This is a genomic window from Lysinibacillus sp. FJAT-14745, assembly GCF_001275675.1.
Lineage (GTDB): Bacteria > Bacillota > Bacilli > Bacillales_A > Planococcaceae > Lysinibacillus.
This window is the reverse complement of the sequence record NZ_LITM01000009.1, coordinates 116,849-132,387: the sequence shown is the minus strand read 5'-3', so window position 1 is coordinate 132,387 and position 15,539 is coordinate 116,849. Positions and strand designations below refer to the sequence as shown.

Annotated in this window: 19 protein-coding genes; 13 read left to right on the top strand and 6 right to left on the bottom strand. The window is 34.5% G+C overall.

All coding sequences use genetic code 11. The annotated features are described in order from the left end of the window. Positions 1 to 22: 22 nt before the first annotated feature. Positions 23 to 835: a hypothetical protein gene (locus tag AMS59_RS15875; protein WP_053484718.1), complete on the top strand. Its 813-nt coding sequence runs from the start codon at positions 23 to 25 to the stop codon at positions 833 to 835. Positions 836 to 1,083: 248 nt separating this feature from the next. Here the strand turns inward: AMS59_RS15875 and AMS59_RS15870 are convergent, their stop codons facing one another. Then, positions 1,084 to 1,518, bottom strand: coding sequence for a hypothetical protein (locus AMS59_RS15870; RefSeq protein ID WP_053484717.1), 435 nt, complete (start codon positions 1,516 to 1,518; stop codon positions 1,084 to 1,086). Positions 1,519 to 1,540: 22 nt separating this feature from the next. Further along, on the bottom strand, positions 1,541 to 1,993 hold the full coding sequence (locus tag AMS59_RS15865; protein WP_053484716.1) for a helix-turn-helix transcriptional regulator: 453 nt from the start codon (positions 1,991 to 1,993) through the stop codon (positions 1,541 to 1,543). A 357-nt stretch (positions 1,994 to 2,350) separates the two neighbouring features. Between AMS59_RS15865 and AMS59_RS15860 the strand changes: the two genes are divergently transcribed. Beyond that, on the top strand, positions 2,351 to 3,256 hold the full coding sequence (locus AMS59_RS15860) for a CPBP family intramembrane glutamic endopeptidase (RefSeq protein ID WP_053484715.1): 906 nt from the start codon (positions 2,351 to 2,353) through the stop codon (positions 3,254 to 3,256). A gap of 417 nt (positions 3,257 to 3,673) precedes the next feature. Here AMS59_RS15860 and AMS59_RS15855 read toward each other — a convergent pair whose 3' ends face one another. Then, complete coding sequence (locus AMS59_RS15855; protein ID WP_053484714.1) at positions 3,674 to 5,380, bottom strand: methyl-accepting chemotaxis protein; 1,707 nt, start codon at positions 5,378 to 5,380, stop codon at positions 3,674 to 3,676. A gap of 341 nt (positions 5,381 to 5,721) precedes the next feature. Between AMS59_RS15855 and AMS59_RS15850 the strand changes: the two genes are divergently transcribed. Further along, positions 5,722 to 5,967 (top strand): hypothetical protein, encoded by a 246-nt coding sequence (locus AMS59_RS15850; RefSeq protein WP_053484713.1) that lies wholly within the window; start codon positions 5,722 to 5,724, stop codon positions 5,965 to 5,967. A 158-nt stretch (positions 5,968 to 6,125) separates the two neighbouring features. Continuing rightward, positions 6,126 to 6,656, top strand: a complete 531-nt coding sequence (hpt, locus tag AMS59_RS15845) for a hypoxanthine phosphoribosyltransferase (protein WP_053484712.1) — start codon at positions 6,126 to 6,128, stop codon at positions 6,654 to 6,656. Between the two features lie 415 nt (positions 6,657 to 7,071). Here hpt and AMS59_RS27030 read toward each other — a convergent pair whose 3' ends face one another. After that, a complete protein-coding gene (locus AMS59_RS27030; RefSeq protein WP_369814337.1) occupies positions 7,072 to 7,263 on the bottom strand; it encodes a helix-turn-helix domain-containing protein in 192 nt (63 codons plus the stop codon). Between the two features lie 223 nt (positions 7,264 to 7,486). Here AMS59_RS27030 and AMS59_RS15840 point away from each other — a divergent pair, with 223 nt between their 5' ends. The 4 genes from AMS59_RS15840 (at position 7,487) to AMS59_RS15825 (ending at position 10,875) form a co-directional block, all read left to right on the top strand. Next, positions 7,487 to 8,185 carry a response regulator transcription factor gene (locus AMS59_RS15840; protein ID WP_053484711.1) on the top strand — a complete coding sequence of 233 codons (699 nt, stop codon included), beginning with the start codon at positions 7,487 to 7,489 and terminating at the stop codon, positions 8,183 to 8,185. Positions 8,186 to 8,214: 29 nt separating this feature from the next. Further along, complete coding sequence (locus AMS59_RS15835; protein ID WP_053484710.1) at positions 8,215 to 9,147, top strand: sensor histidine kinase KdpD; 933 nt, start codon at positions 8,215 to 8,217, stop codon at positions 9,145 to 9,147. Positions 9,148 to 9,230: 83 nt separating this feature from the next. Next, a complete protein-coding gene (locus AMS59_RS15830; RefSeq protein WP_053484709.1) occupies positions 9,231 to 10,151 on the top strand; it encodes an ABC transporter ATP-binding protein in 921 nt (306 codons plus the stop codon). Beyond that, positions 10,144 to 10,875: an ABC transporter permease gene (locus AMS59_RS15825; RefSeq protein WP_053484708.1), complete on the top strand. Its 732-nt coding sequence runs from the start codon at positions 10,144 to 10,146 to the stop codon at positions 10,873 to 10,875. The genes AMS59_RS15830 and AMS59_RS15825 overlap by 8 nt, the downstream gene beginning before the upstream one ends. A gap of 323 nt (positions 10,876 to 11,198) precedes the next feature. Here AMS59_RS15825 and AMS59_RS15820 read toward each other — a convergent pair whose 3' ends face one another. Continuing rightward, positions 11,199 to 11,411 carry a helix-turn-helix transcriptional regulator gene (locus AMS59_RS15820; RefSeq protein WP_053484707.1) on the bottom strand — a complete coding sequence of 71 codons (213 nt, stop codon included), beginning with the start codon at positions 11,409 to 11,411 and terminating at the stop codon, positions 11,199 to 11,201. Positions 11,412 to 11,728: 317 nt separating this feature from the next. On the opposite strand from AMS59_RS15820, the gene AMS59_RS15815 reads away from it, so the two are divergent. The 5 genes from AMS59_RS15815 to AMS59_RS15795 all read left to right on the top strand — a co-directional run bounded on the left by AMS59_RS15815 (position 11,729) and on the right by AMS59_RS15795 (position 14,071). Continuing rightward, positions 11,729 to 11,926 carry a hypothetical protein gene (locus AMS59_RS15815; RefSeq protein WP_053484706.1) on the top strand — a complete coding sequence of 66 codons (198 nt, stop codon included), beginning with the start codon at positions 11,729 to 11,731 and terminating at the stop codon, positions 11,924 to 11,926. A 204-nt stretch (positions 11,927 to 12,130) separates the two neighbouring features. Beyond that, positions 12,131 to 12,460: a hypothetical protein gene (locus AMS59_RS15810; protein WP_053484705.1), complete on the top strand. Its 330-nt coding sequence runs from the start codon at positions 12,131 to 12,133 to the stop codon at positions 12,458 to 12,460. Continuing rightward, positions 12,448 to 12,708 carry a hypothetical protein gene (locus AMS59_RS15805; protein WP_053484704.1) on the top strand — a complete coding sequence of 87 codons (261 nt, stop codon included), beginning with the start codon at positions 12,448 to 12,450 and terminating at the stop codon, positions 12,706 to 12,708. The genes AMS59_RS15810 and AMS59_RS15805 overlap by 13 nt, the downstream gene beginning before the upstream one ends. Next, positions 12,705 to 12,992 carry a hypothetical protein gene (locus AMS59_RS15800; RefSeq protein WP_053484703.1) on the top strand — a complete coding sequence of 96 codons (288 nt, stop codon included), beginning with the start codon at positions 12,705 to 12,707 and terminating at the stop codon, positions 12,990 to 12,992. The genes AMS59_RS15805 and AMS59_RS15800 overlap by 4 nt, the downstream gene beginning before the upstream one ends. 107 nt (positions 12,993 to 13,099) lie before the next feature. Continuing rightward, a complete protein-coding gene (locus tag AMS59_RS15795; protein WP_053484702.1) occupies positions 13,100 to 14,071 on the top strand; it encodes a hypothetical protein in 972 nt (323 codons plus the stop codon). A 457-nt stretch (positions 14,072 to 14,528) separates the two neighbouring features. Here AMS59_RS15795 and AMS59_RS15790 read toward each other — a convergent pair whose 3' ends face one another. Continuing rightward, positions 14,529 to 14,912 (bottom strand): hypothetical protein, encoded by a 384-nt coding sequence (locus AMS59_RS15790; protein WP_053484701.1) that lies wholly within the window; start codon positions 14,910 to 14,912, stop codon positions 14,529 to 14,531. Positions 14,913 to 15,539 lie beyond the last annotated feature (627 nt).

Below are 15,539 nucleotides of genomic sequence, written 5' to 3'. Positions count from 1 at the left end.
TACATAGAAAGGAGTAGCGTACATGTTTTGTGTCATTCAGAAAATACAAAAGAAGAAGCCGGATCCGTATGGCACACGTAAAGAAATCATTGTTAGTGAGACAACATTTGGCTTTGCTGGTGAAGAACCTAAGACGTCATACGGTTACACATACAGCGATGAACGTTTTGAAAGACCTGTATTAGATGCTTATAAAATTAGTATTCATCACAGCTACCGAGAGAATGGCAAAGTGAAAAAGAAACAATGGGCTATTTGTACAATGAGCTACTATGATTTATTGGAATATAGTTTGTATGATTGTGCGGATTCTAAAATAAAAAATTTATCTTCTGAAGTAGATATGAGCGAAGAAGTAATTTATCAAATAATTAATGAGAAGCTTGATCTACTCATTGCAAAAATTGAAGAAGAGTTTCAACAAACTGAAGAGTACAAAGTGAAAAAAGAACAAAAAGCAATTCTTGATGCACATAGAGCAACCGAGGTAGTCTTTGAAAAGGAATATGGATCAGATGAATATCGGTATTGCTATGACGTATTTGGTACGTTGCGTAACCCAGCTTACTTAGAGGAATTAAAGGTTAGAAAGAAAGCACAGGAAGAATATGCGAGACGTAGTTACGAGGAAAGTTTCAAACGTAACTACAGTAATTATTCGGGTAATAGTAGTAGTTACTATACAACTTCACAAAGTAACTACAACGAGGATGAAAAGAAGATGCTACATGAAATTTACCGAATGGCTTCAAAAAAGTTTCATCCAGATGCGTGCGGTGATGATGGTAGTAAGATGAAGCTTTTAACCAATTTAAAAGATCAGTGGGGGCTATAAACGAGGAGAACAAGATTTCGTATTCCTATAAATCTACTAAAGAGAGATAACTTGTTAAACCCTACAACAGTCCAATATTAACTTGAAAGAAAGAGAGGAGAAAGAACATTGTTAATCGCCACAAACTTTGCTGGTACACATGCAGAACCTTTTTGTAGGGTTGTATATTACGATACAACAGCGACATAGTAAGTAAAAAAGACCAAGATCATTTGCCGTCTTGGTCTTTTTTAGGCTATTCATTTCAATTAATTGTTATCTCTTAACTCTTCAAAATTTTTCTTTTCTATTTTATAGTCATCTTCTTTTATAAGGCCTGCCTTATATTGGGCATCTAAAAATTGCAATTCTTTACTCCAAACTTTATCAATTAATTGAGAGTGCTTTTTACGCTTCTCAGCTGTTAACTCATCTAGTTTTTTTGGTTCTTTATTTGGATTTTTAGTATTATCAACAAGGATCCCATAGTCAAATTCTAATTCCTCTACTTGTTTATGCAAATCATCTAATTGTTTTCTTTGTTGTTTAAGTGAATTTCCTTCTGACATTGTAATAGATGGATTTATTGACTTAAGATACGTAAGTTCATCTTGTGAGATTCCCGTTTTTGTACTTGCTAAAGCAGTTGTTAATCCTCCTATTGAGATAAGGATAGCTAATGATGTAATGATTGTTTTTTTCATAATGATTTTCTTCCCTTCATTGTTAATTATTTGTTATTTCTTTAAATCTTAATTCGATTTCATCTAATTCGAATGAACAACATATTCTATGGTTCTCTTTATCCAGTACTCTATAATGTTGAGAAAGAATATTTTGTTGTATTTTATAACCGTTGAATTCTCTTAATTGTCGCCACCATACTTTCCCTCCTAGAGTCTTTGGAAGGCTTATTTCGAAGTGTGTAAATGCAACTGTCTTAATGACTTCGTTAACATCCCCACCAAACGTCATTTGAATGATTTCACTATGTTCAAAAAGTGTTGCAATACAAACCGCACCTGCCCATGTTAGGGAGCTTCTACCTTTTTCAATTTCAATCAGTGTTTTCTTTGATAGACCAACAATTTCAGACATTTTTTCTTGTGAAAAATTATTTTCTATGCGAATGAGTTTTAATTTATTATTTATCAAATTTATAAATTCTCTTTTATCCATATTACATCCTTTCTTCTCTTATGGTGTAATATTACACATTAATGGAGTATTAGTCAATAAAGGTGTATAAATTATTTTTTTATAAAACACTTACTTAAATAAGAATGTTAGTGAAAAGAGCATACGTTCTATTTTTGTGAGTGGCGTTTATATTGCCCCAAAAAAATAATAATGTTCATTCGGGGGCTATAAAAGAAACATGAGACTTAGCTAGTAAAAATGGGTATGTACAAGAATGTTATCTTTATGTAAGTTATTAGATGGTTCATTTACTATCCGATTTAATAAATAAGGGTTTAAGAAGAAATAATATTTTTTAGAATGGGAACTTCTAAAAATATAGAGGAGGATTAACGTGTGGAAAATTTATGGCTACTTAAAAATAAATCAGACAACAGAAATAATAAATTTGTAGATAAAATACCTAGTTGGATATATCTTTTAATATGTAGTGTTGGTATCATGGTTCTCTTTTATGGAACGCAATTAATAGTGGGTGTTCCACTTCAAACTATCTTTAATTCTACTTCAGAAACTGGTTCTATCTATCGTTTTGTAGGAGTCATTTGTGCTTTTATTGGAATATGGTTGTTGCTGCTAGTGTATGTTTACATATTTAAGAACCCGATTTCTAGTATAGGATTTACCAGAGATCGGTCATATAAGATTATTTCGAATATACTTAGTGGTCTAGCGATTGGTATGTTTATTAATTTTGTAGGTATCTATATATACTCTCTTATATTTAATGTTCAAATCGGATTTACAGAACAAATCTCTAATTTTAATGTTTATCTATATGTTTTATTATGTTTTGTTACTTACCTTATCCAGGGCGGCGCAGAGGAACTTGTTTTTAGAGGGTTTTTAACGAAATGGCTCGTGAAAAAATACAATCTTTTACTTGTCTTTCTTTTTACCTCTATTCTATTTTCTCTCATGCATTCCTTGGGTGGATTTAATCCAATATTTTTGACGTATGCTCTTTGTTTTGGATTTTTATTATTTTTAGTTGCTGTTGATAGTAATTGTATATATAAAAGTATGGTAATTCATGGGGTTTATAACGCGTCCGAGACGTTGTTTAAATTTAACGATGACAGTATGGGGAAAGAGCATTTATTCTATGCTAATGCTAACATGGGGGCTTATCAGGATAAGGCCTATCTTATCATCTCAGCAATAATACTTGTATTCTGTGTATATTATTTAATAAAACTGCACAAAAAGAATCCAAAATGGTATTTCATGAGAAGCAACTAGTATTGATAATTATAGTTTAGGAGATGCCATAATTATTAAGTTATGATCTAAAGATGTGATTCTAATCCGATAATTACACTATTTTCAATATATATCCTTAATAAGATTTTTCTAGAGTTATCAGAAATAGTAAATACGTCCTTTCTTGAGCCGTTGGAAGAAAGGACGTATTTTTGTATTTTACGAGTTTGGAATTATATAGCTATGTTTCACTCCAGATGTATCAGGGGATGATGGTAGTAATGTAGGTTTTTGTCCAAACTAACGGAAATAGGGGAAGTTAGTTATAAAGAGAAGAAGCGGTTTAGATCGAAAAATGATCTAGCCGCTTCTTTTATATAACTGATATTGTTTTTTTGAAAAATATATGAAGTCACATTTAAATGTTTAAAGTGGGGCTTGCCTGCGATAATCGTACTATACTCGGAATTGAGCTGCCATGTCTCTTAACTCTTCTGCCAAGTTTGCAAGTGCATAAGCAGATGATGAAATTTCCTCCATAGATGCCATTTGTTCTTCAGTTGTAGCAGAAATACTCTCTGTACCAGCTGTAGTAGATTTAGTTATGGAATGGATTGTATTCATACTACCAACAATTTCTTCAGTTCCTGCGGCCATTTGCTCAACCGCTGCAGATACTTCTTCTACTTGCATCGTAACACTTTGAATGGCACCTTGAATTGAAGCAAAAGTTGTACGTGTATTTTCTGTTGTTTTAATCCCTTCATTAACTCCCGTTGTTACTAACTTCATTGATTCAACAGCCTTTTGAGTATCTTTCTGCGTCTCTGAAATCAACACTTCAATTTGGTTTGAAGAAATAGCGGACTGTTCTGCCAATTTTCTAACCTCATCTGCAACGACAGCAAAGCCTTTTCCATGCTCGCCAGCACGTGCGGCTTCAATTGCGGCGTTCAGGGCAAGGAGATTTGTTTGTTCAGCAATTGCTGTGATTGAATCAATAATTTGACCGATTTCATTAGAACGTTTGCCTAACACGTCGACAACTTCGGATAAGCCATTTACTCGTTCTGTGATGTCCATCATTTGTTGATTCATTTGATTCGCGGCATCTATACCATTTATCACTAAAGATAAAGAATCACCTGAAAGTTCACTTACAGCTTGAGCATTTCCAGCTACTTGTTGTACACCTGTTGAAAGCTCATTGACGGTATTGACGGTGTTAGAGACATTGTTTAGTTGCTCTACTGATCCATGAGCGATAGTTTCCATCGTATTTGCAACCATCTCTGTTGCTTTTGTAGTTTCTGCTGCATTAGCATTCAATTCTTCAGATGCTGCGGCTACATGATTAGCAGTTTCGGTCACTTTTGTTACTGTATTACGAATATTATTAATCATCGTATTAAATGATTGGGTTAATTGACCGATTTCGTCATTGGATGAATAGGTACCTTGCACAGTCAAATCACCGTCGCCTGCTTTTAACATATTAGCTTGCAACTCTTTAACTGGATTTACAATTAAACGTCCAATCCATAATGCTAATGTAATAAAGAAAATAATGGCCACAACAGAGAGAATGGCAGAAATAAGCATAGTAGTGGATAGACTTTGTTTATTTTCTTCATTTAGCTGATCGGCATCTTCAGAACATAGAGTCATAAGATTGCGTGCATCACTTGCCATATTCTCACCAAAATCAGCTAAAGTTGTGGTGTACATAGAATAGGCTTTGTCTTTTTGGTTCCGACTAGCCAAATCAATAACATCTGCCATGGTGCTCAAATAATCATCGACATTGGATTTAAGAGATGCTAACAGTTTTTGTTCATCTTCATCTCCATTGTAAGAGGCTTCGAATTTCACGATTGAGTCTTTAAGATTTTCAACTCTCTCTGAGATGTTAGTCTGTAGGTCGGCATTACGATTTGCATCCGTAGTAATCATGAGCTCTAAAACGAAAGAACCCATCGCACGAATGTCATTTCGAGTTTGACCGATATATTGAATTGGCAAAAGTGATTCATCGTACATTTCACTAGATCTTTTTGCCATATCGTTAATGTTATAAAAACCACCACTTGAAATAATTAGCAAAAAAATAACAGCGGACGTAATGAGAGTTAGAATTTTCTTTCTAATTGATAAGTTTTTCAAAAATATTTCCCCCATTGGCTCAACTTTCTTCAAAAGCTATTGTAAGAAAAATGGTACTTACTAATAATTTTGGATATATTGAGTAATTTAGATTCGGTAATAATATACCACATCCAAGTCTTTGATAAGAGAAGAGAGAATTATGGGATTTTTATGAAAAATAAAAGGTTACAGCTTATTGCAATTGAGTTTACTGACGGAAAGAATCCTTTATTGAGAGTAATGAAAAACTATACAAGACACGAACCATAAATTTTGAGGTTCGTTAGATAAAGATCCATTTGGAACTCTGCAAAATTGTAGACCACTACTGATCACAAAATTATAAGGTTAAGAAAAAAGTGCAAGAAGAATATAGAAGACGTAGTGAGGAAGCATTCGAGCGTGACTATGAAAAGTATTATAGTGGAGGCGGTGGCGGTAGTAGTTACTCAACTGCTTCATCTAGTACCTACAACGAAGATGAAAAGGAGATGCTGCATGAAATTTATCGAATGGCTTCAAAAAAGTTTCATCCAGACGCGTGCGGTGATGATGGTAGCAAGATGAAATTTTTAACTAAGCTAAAGGAGCAGTGGGAGCTATGAAGAGAAGAGCGGTTTATTTTGGAGTTACTTTACGTTTACTTTTATTCTAACTTTTTTAACATAAACCTTTATCAAATTTGTATTTCTCCTTTTTGACTTTTCTCACGCAATCTTTTACAGTCGAAATGTTCGCAAATTTTCAACATTGGAGGATTATAATGAACATTGAAATAAAAGATACTTTAATCTCTGCAGAATCTTTGCAAGCAAAAGTAAAAGAACTAGCACTACAAATTGAACGTGACTTTGAAGGTGAAGAAATCGTGATAATTGTGGTATTAAAAGGTTCTTTCGTATTTGCTGCTGATTTAATTCGTCACATAAAAAATGAAGTGAAAATCGACTTTATCTCTGCGTCTAGTTACGGCAACCAAACGGAAACAACTGGAAAAGTTAAGTTATTAAAAGATATCGATGTCAATATTACAGACAAAAACGTAATTGTCGTAGAAGACATTATCGATTCAGGCTTAACACTTCACTTCTTAAAAGATCACTTCTTTATGCATAAGCCAAAAGCACTGAAAATCTGTACATTACTTGATAAACCAGAGCGCCGTAAAGTTGACTTAAAAGCAGAATATGTTGGCTTCCAAATTCCAGATGAATTTATTGTTGGTTATGGTATTGACTGTGCTGAAAAATATCGTAACTTACCATATATTGCATCAGTTGTAACAGAAAAATAAAACCAAATATAATTTCCATCGATTTCAGATGAGAGTTTTATTTGTAAACGTAAATTAAATTCAAAACAACAAGCATGCGCTGATTTTTATATTGAACTAGGAAATGTTGAACAAGCTACAATAAAGGCTGGATACAGCTAAGCCTATGCAAGAGGTAATGCCATAAATTAGTTGCAAATGTGAGCATAAAACCATATAAAGAAAATCGTATGGAAGAATTAAAATCTGAACGTATAGCTGAGACACCACTTCTAAATTTTCGAAGTCGTTAGTGAGATATTAGTGGATTGCCTATATCAAGGCTAGTATTTTGAAATACAGCTTCTATTGAGCATACAAGAAGGCGTGACAACTAATGGTCCTATAAACACAAAAAGCATCCGCTCCAAAGAGTAGATGCTTTTTTGTGTTGCTATTAGATTTTGTCACCATTTTTTAAGAAGAAAAAGCCTTCAAATTCAACCTCTAACACGTTAGAAATTTTTCGTAAGTCTTGTTCGCTGAAATTTTCCTTCTTCAATTTCGTATTAATATTTTGCCTTGATTGCCCTAGTAGTTCGGCTAAATCTTGAACAGACATATCTTTTCGATTCAAAAGAACTTTAATTTTTTTCTCCCTTCGTTAAAACATTTTACATCTCCATAAAAGGGTGACATCAACTTTGGAGATGCGCTCAAATTTGAGCTTATTATTTGAGAATTGGAAATTAAACTACGAACAAATAGAAAGTAATGGATATAATATAGAATAGGGTATAAGCGCATGATATTCCCAAAGTTCTTATAGAATAATAATATAGTACTTAACTGAAAATTCTGGAGGAAATATAATGAGTCAACATAAAATACTAATCGTTGAAGATGATTTAGATATTAGTAACCTCATATCGAGATATCTTCAAAAACAAAATTATAGTGTTCACGCTGCTTTTAATGGAAAAGAAGCGTTGGAAATACTTACTTCTAATGATTATCACTTGATTATATTAGATCTTATGCTACCTGAAATAAATGGTTACACAATTATAGAGATCATTAGAAAACAAAAAAATGTTCCTGTATTAATTGTATCTGCAAAAAGCGATGAAATAGACAAAATTGAGGCATTAGATTTAGGGGCGGATGATTATATCACTAAACCCTTTACCGTTGGAGAACTATTGGCAAGAGTAAACGCACAAATACGCCGTTTTGTACTTCTCAATGGTTCGAATCAAGAATTACATAATATGCTGAAATTTAAAAATTTACTTCTGAATTTAGAAACCTACGAGGCATTCAAAGACGATTTGCCTATTGCTCTATCAGCTAAAGAGTTTGAAATCCTGAGGGTATTTATTGAAAACCCCAATAAAGTTTTTTCAAAACCTCAGCTTTACAGGGCAATTTGGAAAGATGAATATCTTGGGGAGGACAATGTTATCATGGTACAAATTAACCGCTTGCGTTCCAAAATCGAAGATAATCCATCAAACCCCGATTATATTCAAACAGTTTGGGGTATCGGTTATAGACTCAAAAAGGATTAGGTAATTTTTTGATGTAAGGGGATATCTTAATGGAGCTAGAGTTTTTATTGATTATAACGAGTTTCTTACTCATAGGATTCTTTTATCTATGGCTCAGAACTGTAAGAAGAATAAAAAAGATAAATAATATTTTAAAAGAGGTTTGCACAGGAAACTTTAATCAGTATTTTCGTGTTGAACCTACCTCAAAGAATATTAGAGAACTTAGCAGTTATTTAAATAGAATCATTAAAGAAGTAAACGATCTAGAAGTTAAAGCAAAGCGGACAGAAGAAGAAAGAAGAAAAATGGTTTCTAATATATCACATGATTTACGTACTCCTTTGACTTCTTTATTAGGATACATTGAAGTGCTTCAGAATGATGAGATATTAGAAGAAGAGAGAGGAGAATGTTTAAACATTGTTCAAAGAAAAGGGAAAGATATGTTAGACTTGATCGAATATTTTTTCGATCTTGCAAAAATAGATGCAGGAGATATAACTATAGAAATAAAAAAGATAGATTTATCGGAAGTTGTACAAGATACTCTGCTCGACTTTTATAATGATTTTGAAAAAGAGGACATAACACCTCAAATCAATATCCCTTGCTCTCCTCTTTATGTCCTTGGTGATCCGATGAGCATTAAAAGGATATTAGGTAATTTATTATCCAATACATTGCGTTACGGTAAAAAAGGAAAATTAGTGGGCATCGAACTAAGAGAAGAAGAAGATTGGATTTGGGTGGATGTATGGAATAAAGGAGTAACAATAAGCAAAACTCAAATTAATCATATTTTTGAAAGGACATATACTGGAGAATATTCAAGAAATCCAGAATCCAGGGGAAACGGACTGGGACTTGCCATCGTAAAGAGATTAGTAGAAATGCAAAATGGGAATATTACTGTTACAAGTGGGATTGAAGGTAAAACAGTTTTTTCTTTTTCTCTAAAAAAACCAATTAAAGCTATGTAAGAAAAATGTAAGACTTTTATTAAAACGTAGAAAGATTTAATTGATATAGTTAGTTTTGTAGAAAGGAGGGTCCTAAATATAATATGGACTATATCTTAAAGACCTATAATCTAACAAAGAAATACAAAGACATTACAGCCGTAGAAAATGTAAATATGACGATTAAAAAAGGTGATATTTATGGGTTTATTGGAAAAAACGGTGCAGGAAAGACTACGTTGATTCGTATGATTACAGGACTGATCAATCCTACATCTGGAAATGTTGAAATATTCGGCCATCCAGTTTCCAGAGGAAATAAAGCTTTTCTTGAGAGGATAGGAACTATTATTGAATTTCCTGGGTCATATCAAAATCTAACTGCAAGGGAAAACCTTGAAATGCATCGCAGACTAATGAGAGTATCCGATAAAAAAAGAATAGACGAAGTATTGGAATTGGTAAATCTGCAGCATGTTTCTAATAAAAAGGTAAAAGGTTTTTCACTTGGTATGAAGCAAAGATTAGGGATTGCTCGCGCGCTACTTCATAAACCTGAATTTTTAATACTTGATGAGCCGACGAATGGCCTTGATCCTGTGGGTATTAAGGAAATAAGGCAATTAATCATAGATTTGGCTAAAACTCATGGAATAACAATTCTAGTATCCAGTCATATCTTGAGTGAAATTCACCAAATGGTAACAAGAATCGGGATTATTAATAATGGGCATCTACTCGAAGAGGTAGGGTATGAAGCCATAAAGGAAAGAAACCGACACTTCATCGAAGCAAAAGTAAGCAATGATAAAAAAGCAGCTTATTTATTGGAGAATCATTTTGCGATTGAAAATTATTCTATAATAGAGCCAGGAATTATTCGGATTTACGAAAGTTTGGAAAATTCCCCGGCTATTAATAAAATATTTGTGAAAAATGGCATTGATGTAGCTGAAATAAAAATTTCTAAAGATACCCTAGAGGACTATTTCTTGAAATTAACTGGGGGTGAGAATAATGCTTAGCATTTTATATTCTGAAATTGTAAAACTTAAAAGGTCGCTTGTATTTATTGTTATCCCGCTTGCGGCTATTATAACTGCGATATTAAGCGGATTTAATGCAAAGGATTGGCATAACGCTTTAATAAATAATGCAGTATTTTGGTCAATATTAATGGGGCCAGCTATCGCATCCTTGTTCACCGGTTATGTTTTTGCAAACGAATATCTCGATAAAACGATAAATAATTTATTAGCCTACCCCTATGCAGCTTATAAATTTTTTATCGGAAAGATGTTAGCAATCTTTATTTTGATTACCACATCGATAACAATGTCGTTCATTTTTACAATAATCTTTGGTTTACTTACTAATATTCCGGGTCTAAACATAGAGATGGTAATTAAATATATTCAGTTCTATGTTATTTTGATTATTATGGAATTTGCATTTGTACCTATTGCCGCTTTCCTTACCATTTTAAGCAAAAATTATATTTTAAGTACAGGATTTGGAGTAGCTACCTCACTAATAGGTGGAGTATTAGCAAGCTTTAAACTTGGACACCTGTTTCCCTCTACGGCTGCAACTATGACACTATATAGTATAGCAGGTAAGCTTGGATTCTCAGAACATAGTCTACAAATATCTGTACCTTCTATTAGCTCTTTAGTCTTTTATTTCGTCATTCCATTAATTGTCAGTTTAGCTTATTTCCGTAAGATGGATGTACATAGTGGGTCATAGTATTAGAGGAAAACAACATTTATACATGAAGAATTTAAAATTCCATTATATAAAGATAAGTTGGATGTTTCTTTAAAGATATTTTTTTAAGAATGCACTTAAACTAAGGCTATAGGAGCAATCTAACTCTGACACTACCGTTAAATTGGGGTGAGTTGAGGTATCCCTTCTTAGTGGTACCCCATTGGTACTAGTTGATTTACTATACCCAAAAGCTGCGTTGAAACACAACCTCTATAGAACTTATCGACATGACATTATAACTAACAAACCAAAATACAAAAAGTATCTGCTCAAAAGAGTAGATGCTTTTTGTGATGCTATTAGATTTTGTCACCATTTTCCAATATGAAATTAATTTCATATTTAACATCTAATACTTCGCAAAACTTCTTTAAATCATTCTCACTTAAATTATCCTTAGAAAGTTTACCATGTAGGTTTTGTCGACTGGTTCCCAAAAGATCAGCTAACTCCTTAACGGTCATATTCTTTCTTTTAAGAATAACCTTTAATTTTTCTGTTGCCGTTAACATTTAGTTCTTCCTTCTCTCTATTGTAAGTATAACAAAATATTTACTAAAGTAAAATAAAAATAAAATAAGTTAAATATATAATCGACAAAAGTAAACTTTTTATTTTACTATTTGTATAACGATAACTAACAAACAACCATCAACGGTTAGTCGGTGAATGGACTAGAAATAGCCGACATGCAACATAAAGGTAGGTGAATGTATGAAGGTACTATCATCACAAGAACGCCAGAAAATAACATGAGCCATGCTAAAAGGCTATATGAAGTTGCTCACACAGCAAATTTAAAAGCGACTCAGAGAAGAGGAGAAACTATATGCGTTTACAAAACACACTTGATTATCTCAAAGAACAATTCTATACAGCTGGAGAAGAATGGAAAGAAGCGAAAGATAGTGAGTTGCTAACAGAGTTGAATGCGTTAGTAGCGGCTATCAATGCGATTGAGGTTTATTTGTATTACTGTAATAACAGATTGCGTATAAAAAGCATGTTGGAAAGTAAAATTGGATGAAAAGAAGAAGGGCTTGTTATGTCGGACCTCAAAAAGAAGTCACCTATGAAAAATAAGGGAGACATATAAAAGATATGTATTTTAATCTCATGTAATAGATTTTTAGTTTTTTGGTCATAATTGTGGAAAAGATAGTTAACTTTAGTAAATTTGAGCTTTCGAAAAGGTTGCTTTGAAAACAAATACAGAGATTGGGTGAGAGGCGTGAAAAGTAAATATTATAGTGATAGTTTCTTGATTTATAGTGATTACACAGCAGGTATTTTAACTTTGCAACTTATATACAAAACGGAAGATAATGTACTACATGAATGGAAAGAAAAAGTTAAGAGTGAACGTGAAGCTACTATTTCTTTAGAGGCCTATAAACGCTTTATGTTTGAAGAGGATGGTGCTCTGGTATATACGGTGAAATATGCAGCTAATCTTTTTGAAATAGACTATAAAGGGAAAGGTTTAATCGAAGTTACTGAGTTGATAAAACAAAAAGCAGCAGAGTTGGAAAAGAAGGAGGAAACGATATGTATTCTGTAACTGATCATCCACGTTTCAATGAATTGTGGGATGCGAAAGCAGCAGCTGATAACGCTATAACCGAAGTATTAGTTACTAATGGGTTAGAAGAAGAAATTAGCAAAGTGATTGCATACCGGGAAGCACACAAAGCACTAATAGAAGTTTATGAAGAAGTTGCCTATGATAATGGCGCGTTGGACACGATTAATCATATTAAAGAAATTCTAAGAGAAAAAAATACGTATAAGATGGAGGAAGCAAAATGAATGGATTCAAATTAGAAATAGCGAATGACAACGAGTTTCTAGGGCTATTAGAAGGTGACGAGGTGCTTGTTTCAACAGTAGAACAGCCTCGAAGCAACGGAAAGGACTTAGCAGTATTTAAAGCGGCTGGGGAGCGTTTTGTTAGTACATTTACCCGCTTTGGCTTTTCCTATGAACATTATTTATACAGCTTTTTATACAGGAAGCGCAAACACTTGATACATCAATATTTACACGTTTATGGCTTACCGTTTAGTGTGCATAAAATCGTGTATATCCCTTAACATTGTAAATCCGCATTTTCCTAACGGTACTCCTTATGGTATATTAACTTCAACGATTTATTACGTCATGGTGTAGGGCAATCATTCAGTCGGCAGAGGTGAACAGAATGAAGAATAGCAGGCGAAAGAACTGGGGGACTTTGCAGTATCACATCTCAATGAAGGATCAGGAATTTCAGCTTGAGCCCTACTCGAAACGTTTGTTTGATGTGATCAAGATGGGGCTGCTTTTTGCAGCAGCCCTTTATGTCGTGCTGCTTGTGTTCGAGCTGCTTACCTTGATCGGCTCTTGGAGCAGCAGTTCTTTTCTCGGAATGCAGCGTCTCAATGCATGGATTTGCGGCAGCGTGTTTGTCCTAACCATTGTTGGCGCCTTTCCACGCCTTGCCAAACGTTCTGAGCATAAGCCAGAGCAACTGCGTTTTGAGGATGGATCGCTTTGTTTTCGTCTCAACGGCAACGATGTTGCATGGAGAAGCAGCGACATTCTGGGAGTGAACCAGCACTACCGCCGCAATAACTTGATCACTTCGTGGATGTCCGTATACGATGTACGCACTGCCAAAGGGATATACCGGCTCGATTTGGAAGACTATGCGCGTGAGGTGGTTGTGGCGAATTACTTGCTAGACTGCAACCGGGAGCGCAATGCGGAGAAGGTACGCAAATGGCAGACAGCTAAACAAGCGTTTCGTACGTCGGATCGGGTGACGTTCGGTACGAAGCGGAGGCTCGTTGTCTTCGAACAGCAGCCCCCTTGTATGACAATTGGACATAAGCGGCTGGAACTATCGTCCGTTCGTCGGATTGTCGTCGATCCGACGGTGGAAGGACGCGGGAGATTGAACATTCATGTGGCGGTTATACAGCAGAACGGCAAGGAAGTGGCCCTATCGTCACTGCGTTACCGTGCCATCGAAGACGACTGGGATTCGTTTTTACATCATTTGTTTGCAATCGCAAGAAGGGCCAATGTCCCTGTGGAGTTGAAGACGGAAAACCGTCGTGATGTGTCGCTTGGCCCGTCACGAAACAAAACATATCCAATATGGAACGGCAAGGAAGGAAGCAGCAAATGACTAGAGTCATAGAAGTAGCGAATAAGCCGTCAGAAAAAGGTTAAATCGACCCTATCTAGACGCTATTTTGACTGTGACTTGACGCCAATTACAAGTGCACTTCAACTTGACATAGGACTACAACCATAAGGTTGGCAAGCATTTTAACTGGACATATCGGGGCTTAGCGTGCATTATTTTCCTTTTCGTGAGCTGACCCCTTTTAGGTGTCGTCTACGAAAGTACCATATCTAGAAAACAAGCAGCATAGATCATTTTTTTGAAAATGGCCAGTTCATTGTTTCTTTATTGTACCTATTTTTAGGATACGGAAATCCATGATCATCAAAATTTACTAAAATGCTTGAAGATACCTTGCGTTCATCTAAAGCCTATAGCTTAACTTGATGGGTATGTGGTATGACGGCTTCAACCTTTTTTCCTCTAAAGATAAATAAAGCTTAAGTCAACTTAAACATCAACCATTTTTTAAATAATTCTGATCTTCGTTCAACTTTTCTAACCATTTTTCAAGCGTCTGTTTTATCTCAAACCTATCCCTTGAACTAATTTCCATTAGCGTATCCCATTTCCCATTAGTGATTGCTAATCCATACTCGCCGCTCGCTCTTGAATCTGGATACCACCCTAAAACAATATGTATCCTTCTATTTTCATCTTTAGGTACATTCCAACTCCCTTTTTCAATTTCCATTTTACTTATTTGAAGTAGGTCTTGTGTAAAGAATGTCCAATTTGTTAAGAAATCATCTTCATTGGGGTCTGATATCGGTTCAACATCATAAAACCTATTATAATAAATAGCGAAACCTTGTGGTATTCTTAGTTCCATTAAATTCATGTTATCATTCCAATCTAATAAAATTCGTGTTTTATTTACTTTTGTTATTTTTGGACCTCTGTCAAGATAGTAGACACAGAATTTAATAATTTAACGTATTAAAGTAGTACTGGCATTCAAAATCAGATGGCGTGCTGTATCCGATTGATGAATGCGTTCATGGTTGTAATGTCGAATACTATACATCTGGAGTTCTTCCTTTCTCTCTCTAGTATGTGGTAGTGGTACTAAACACTTCGAGATTTGGGGAGGTACTCCTTTTTTTATGCCTTAAAATTTCAAGCCCAGTAAGGCTTTCGATTTATGAAATTGATTCAAACAAAAGGTTTTTTGATCCCGCGGTTCATCGTCCCTAAAATTGAAGCGACTAACAGTCTGTAAGCTCCCATAGATCGGGGAGCTTACAGGGGTCACCTCACATGCCCATCAAGCTAAGAAATTCAATGTCACCCAAAACGAAAAAAATGAACCGATCTGTCATTGCTTAAACTCCTTAAAAAATTATATTAAGCTAATCTTAGAATAAAGAGAAAAAGGCATCAATAACAAATTTTTGGCTCATCACCAAAATCCGGGGATGACAAAATCAATGACCTGTTTCCAAACGTAAACGGAGGAAAAGATGGG

Coding starts and splice junctions, on each gene's coding strand:
- AMS59_RS15790 (WP_053484701.1), bottom strand. CDS start 14,912: ATGAATTTAATGGAACTAAGAATACCACAAGGTTTCGCTATTTATTAT.
- AMS59_RS15820 (WP_053484707.1), bottom strand. CDS start 11,411: ATGTTAACGGCAACAGAAAAATTAAAGGTTATTCTTAAAAGAAAGAAT.
- hpt (WP_053484712.1), top strand. CDS start 6,126: ATGAACATTGAAATAAAAGATACTTTAATCTCTGCAGAATCTTTGCAA.
- AMS59_RS15795 (WP_053484702.1), top strand. CDS start 13,100: ATGAAGAATAGCAGGCGAAAGAACTGGGGGACTTTGCAGTATCACATC.
- AMS59_RS15875 (WP_053484718.1), top strand. CDS start 23: ATGTTTTGTGTCATTCAGAAAATACAAAAGAAGAAGCCGGATCCGTAT.
- AMS59_RS15830 (WP_053484709.1), top strand. CDS start 9,231: ATGGACTATATCTTAAAGACCTATAATCTAACAAAGAAATACAAAGAC.
- AMS59_RS15870 (WP_053484717.1), bottom strand. CDS start 1,518: ATGAAAAAAACAATCATTACATCATTAGCTATCCTTATCTCAATAGGA.
- AMS59_RS15815 (WP_053484706.1), top strand. CDS start 11,729: ATGCGTTTACAAAACACACTTGATTATCTCAAAGAACAATTCTATACA.
- AMS59_RS15865 (WP_053484716.1), bottom strand. CDS start 1,993: ATGGATAAAAGAGAATTTATAAATTTGATAAATAATAAATTAAAACTC.
- AMS59_RS15840 (WP_053484711.1), top strand. CDS start 7,487: ATGAGTCAACATAAAATACTAATCGTTGAAGATGATTTAGATATTAGT.
- AMS59_RS15835 (WP_053484710.1), top strand. CDS start 8,215: ATGGAGCTAGAGTTTTTATTGATTATAACGAGTTTCTTACTCATAGGA.
- AMS59_RS15805 (WP_053484704.1), top strand. CDS start 12,448: ATGTATTCTGTAACTGATCATCCACGTTTCAATGAATTGTGGGATGCG.
- AMS59_RS15825 (WP_053484708.1), top strand. CDS start 10,144: ATGCTTAGCATTTTATATTCTGAAATTGTAAAACTTAAAAGGTCGCTT.
- AMS59_RS15800 (WP_053484703.1), top strand. CDS start 12,705: ATGAATGGATTCAAATTAGAAATAGCGAATGACAACGAGTTTCTAGGG.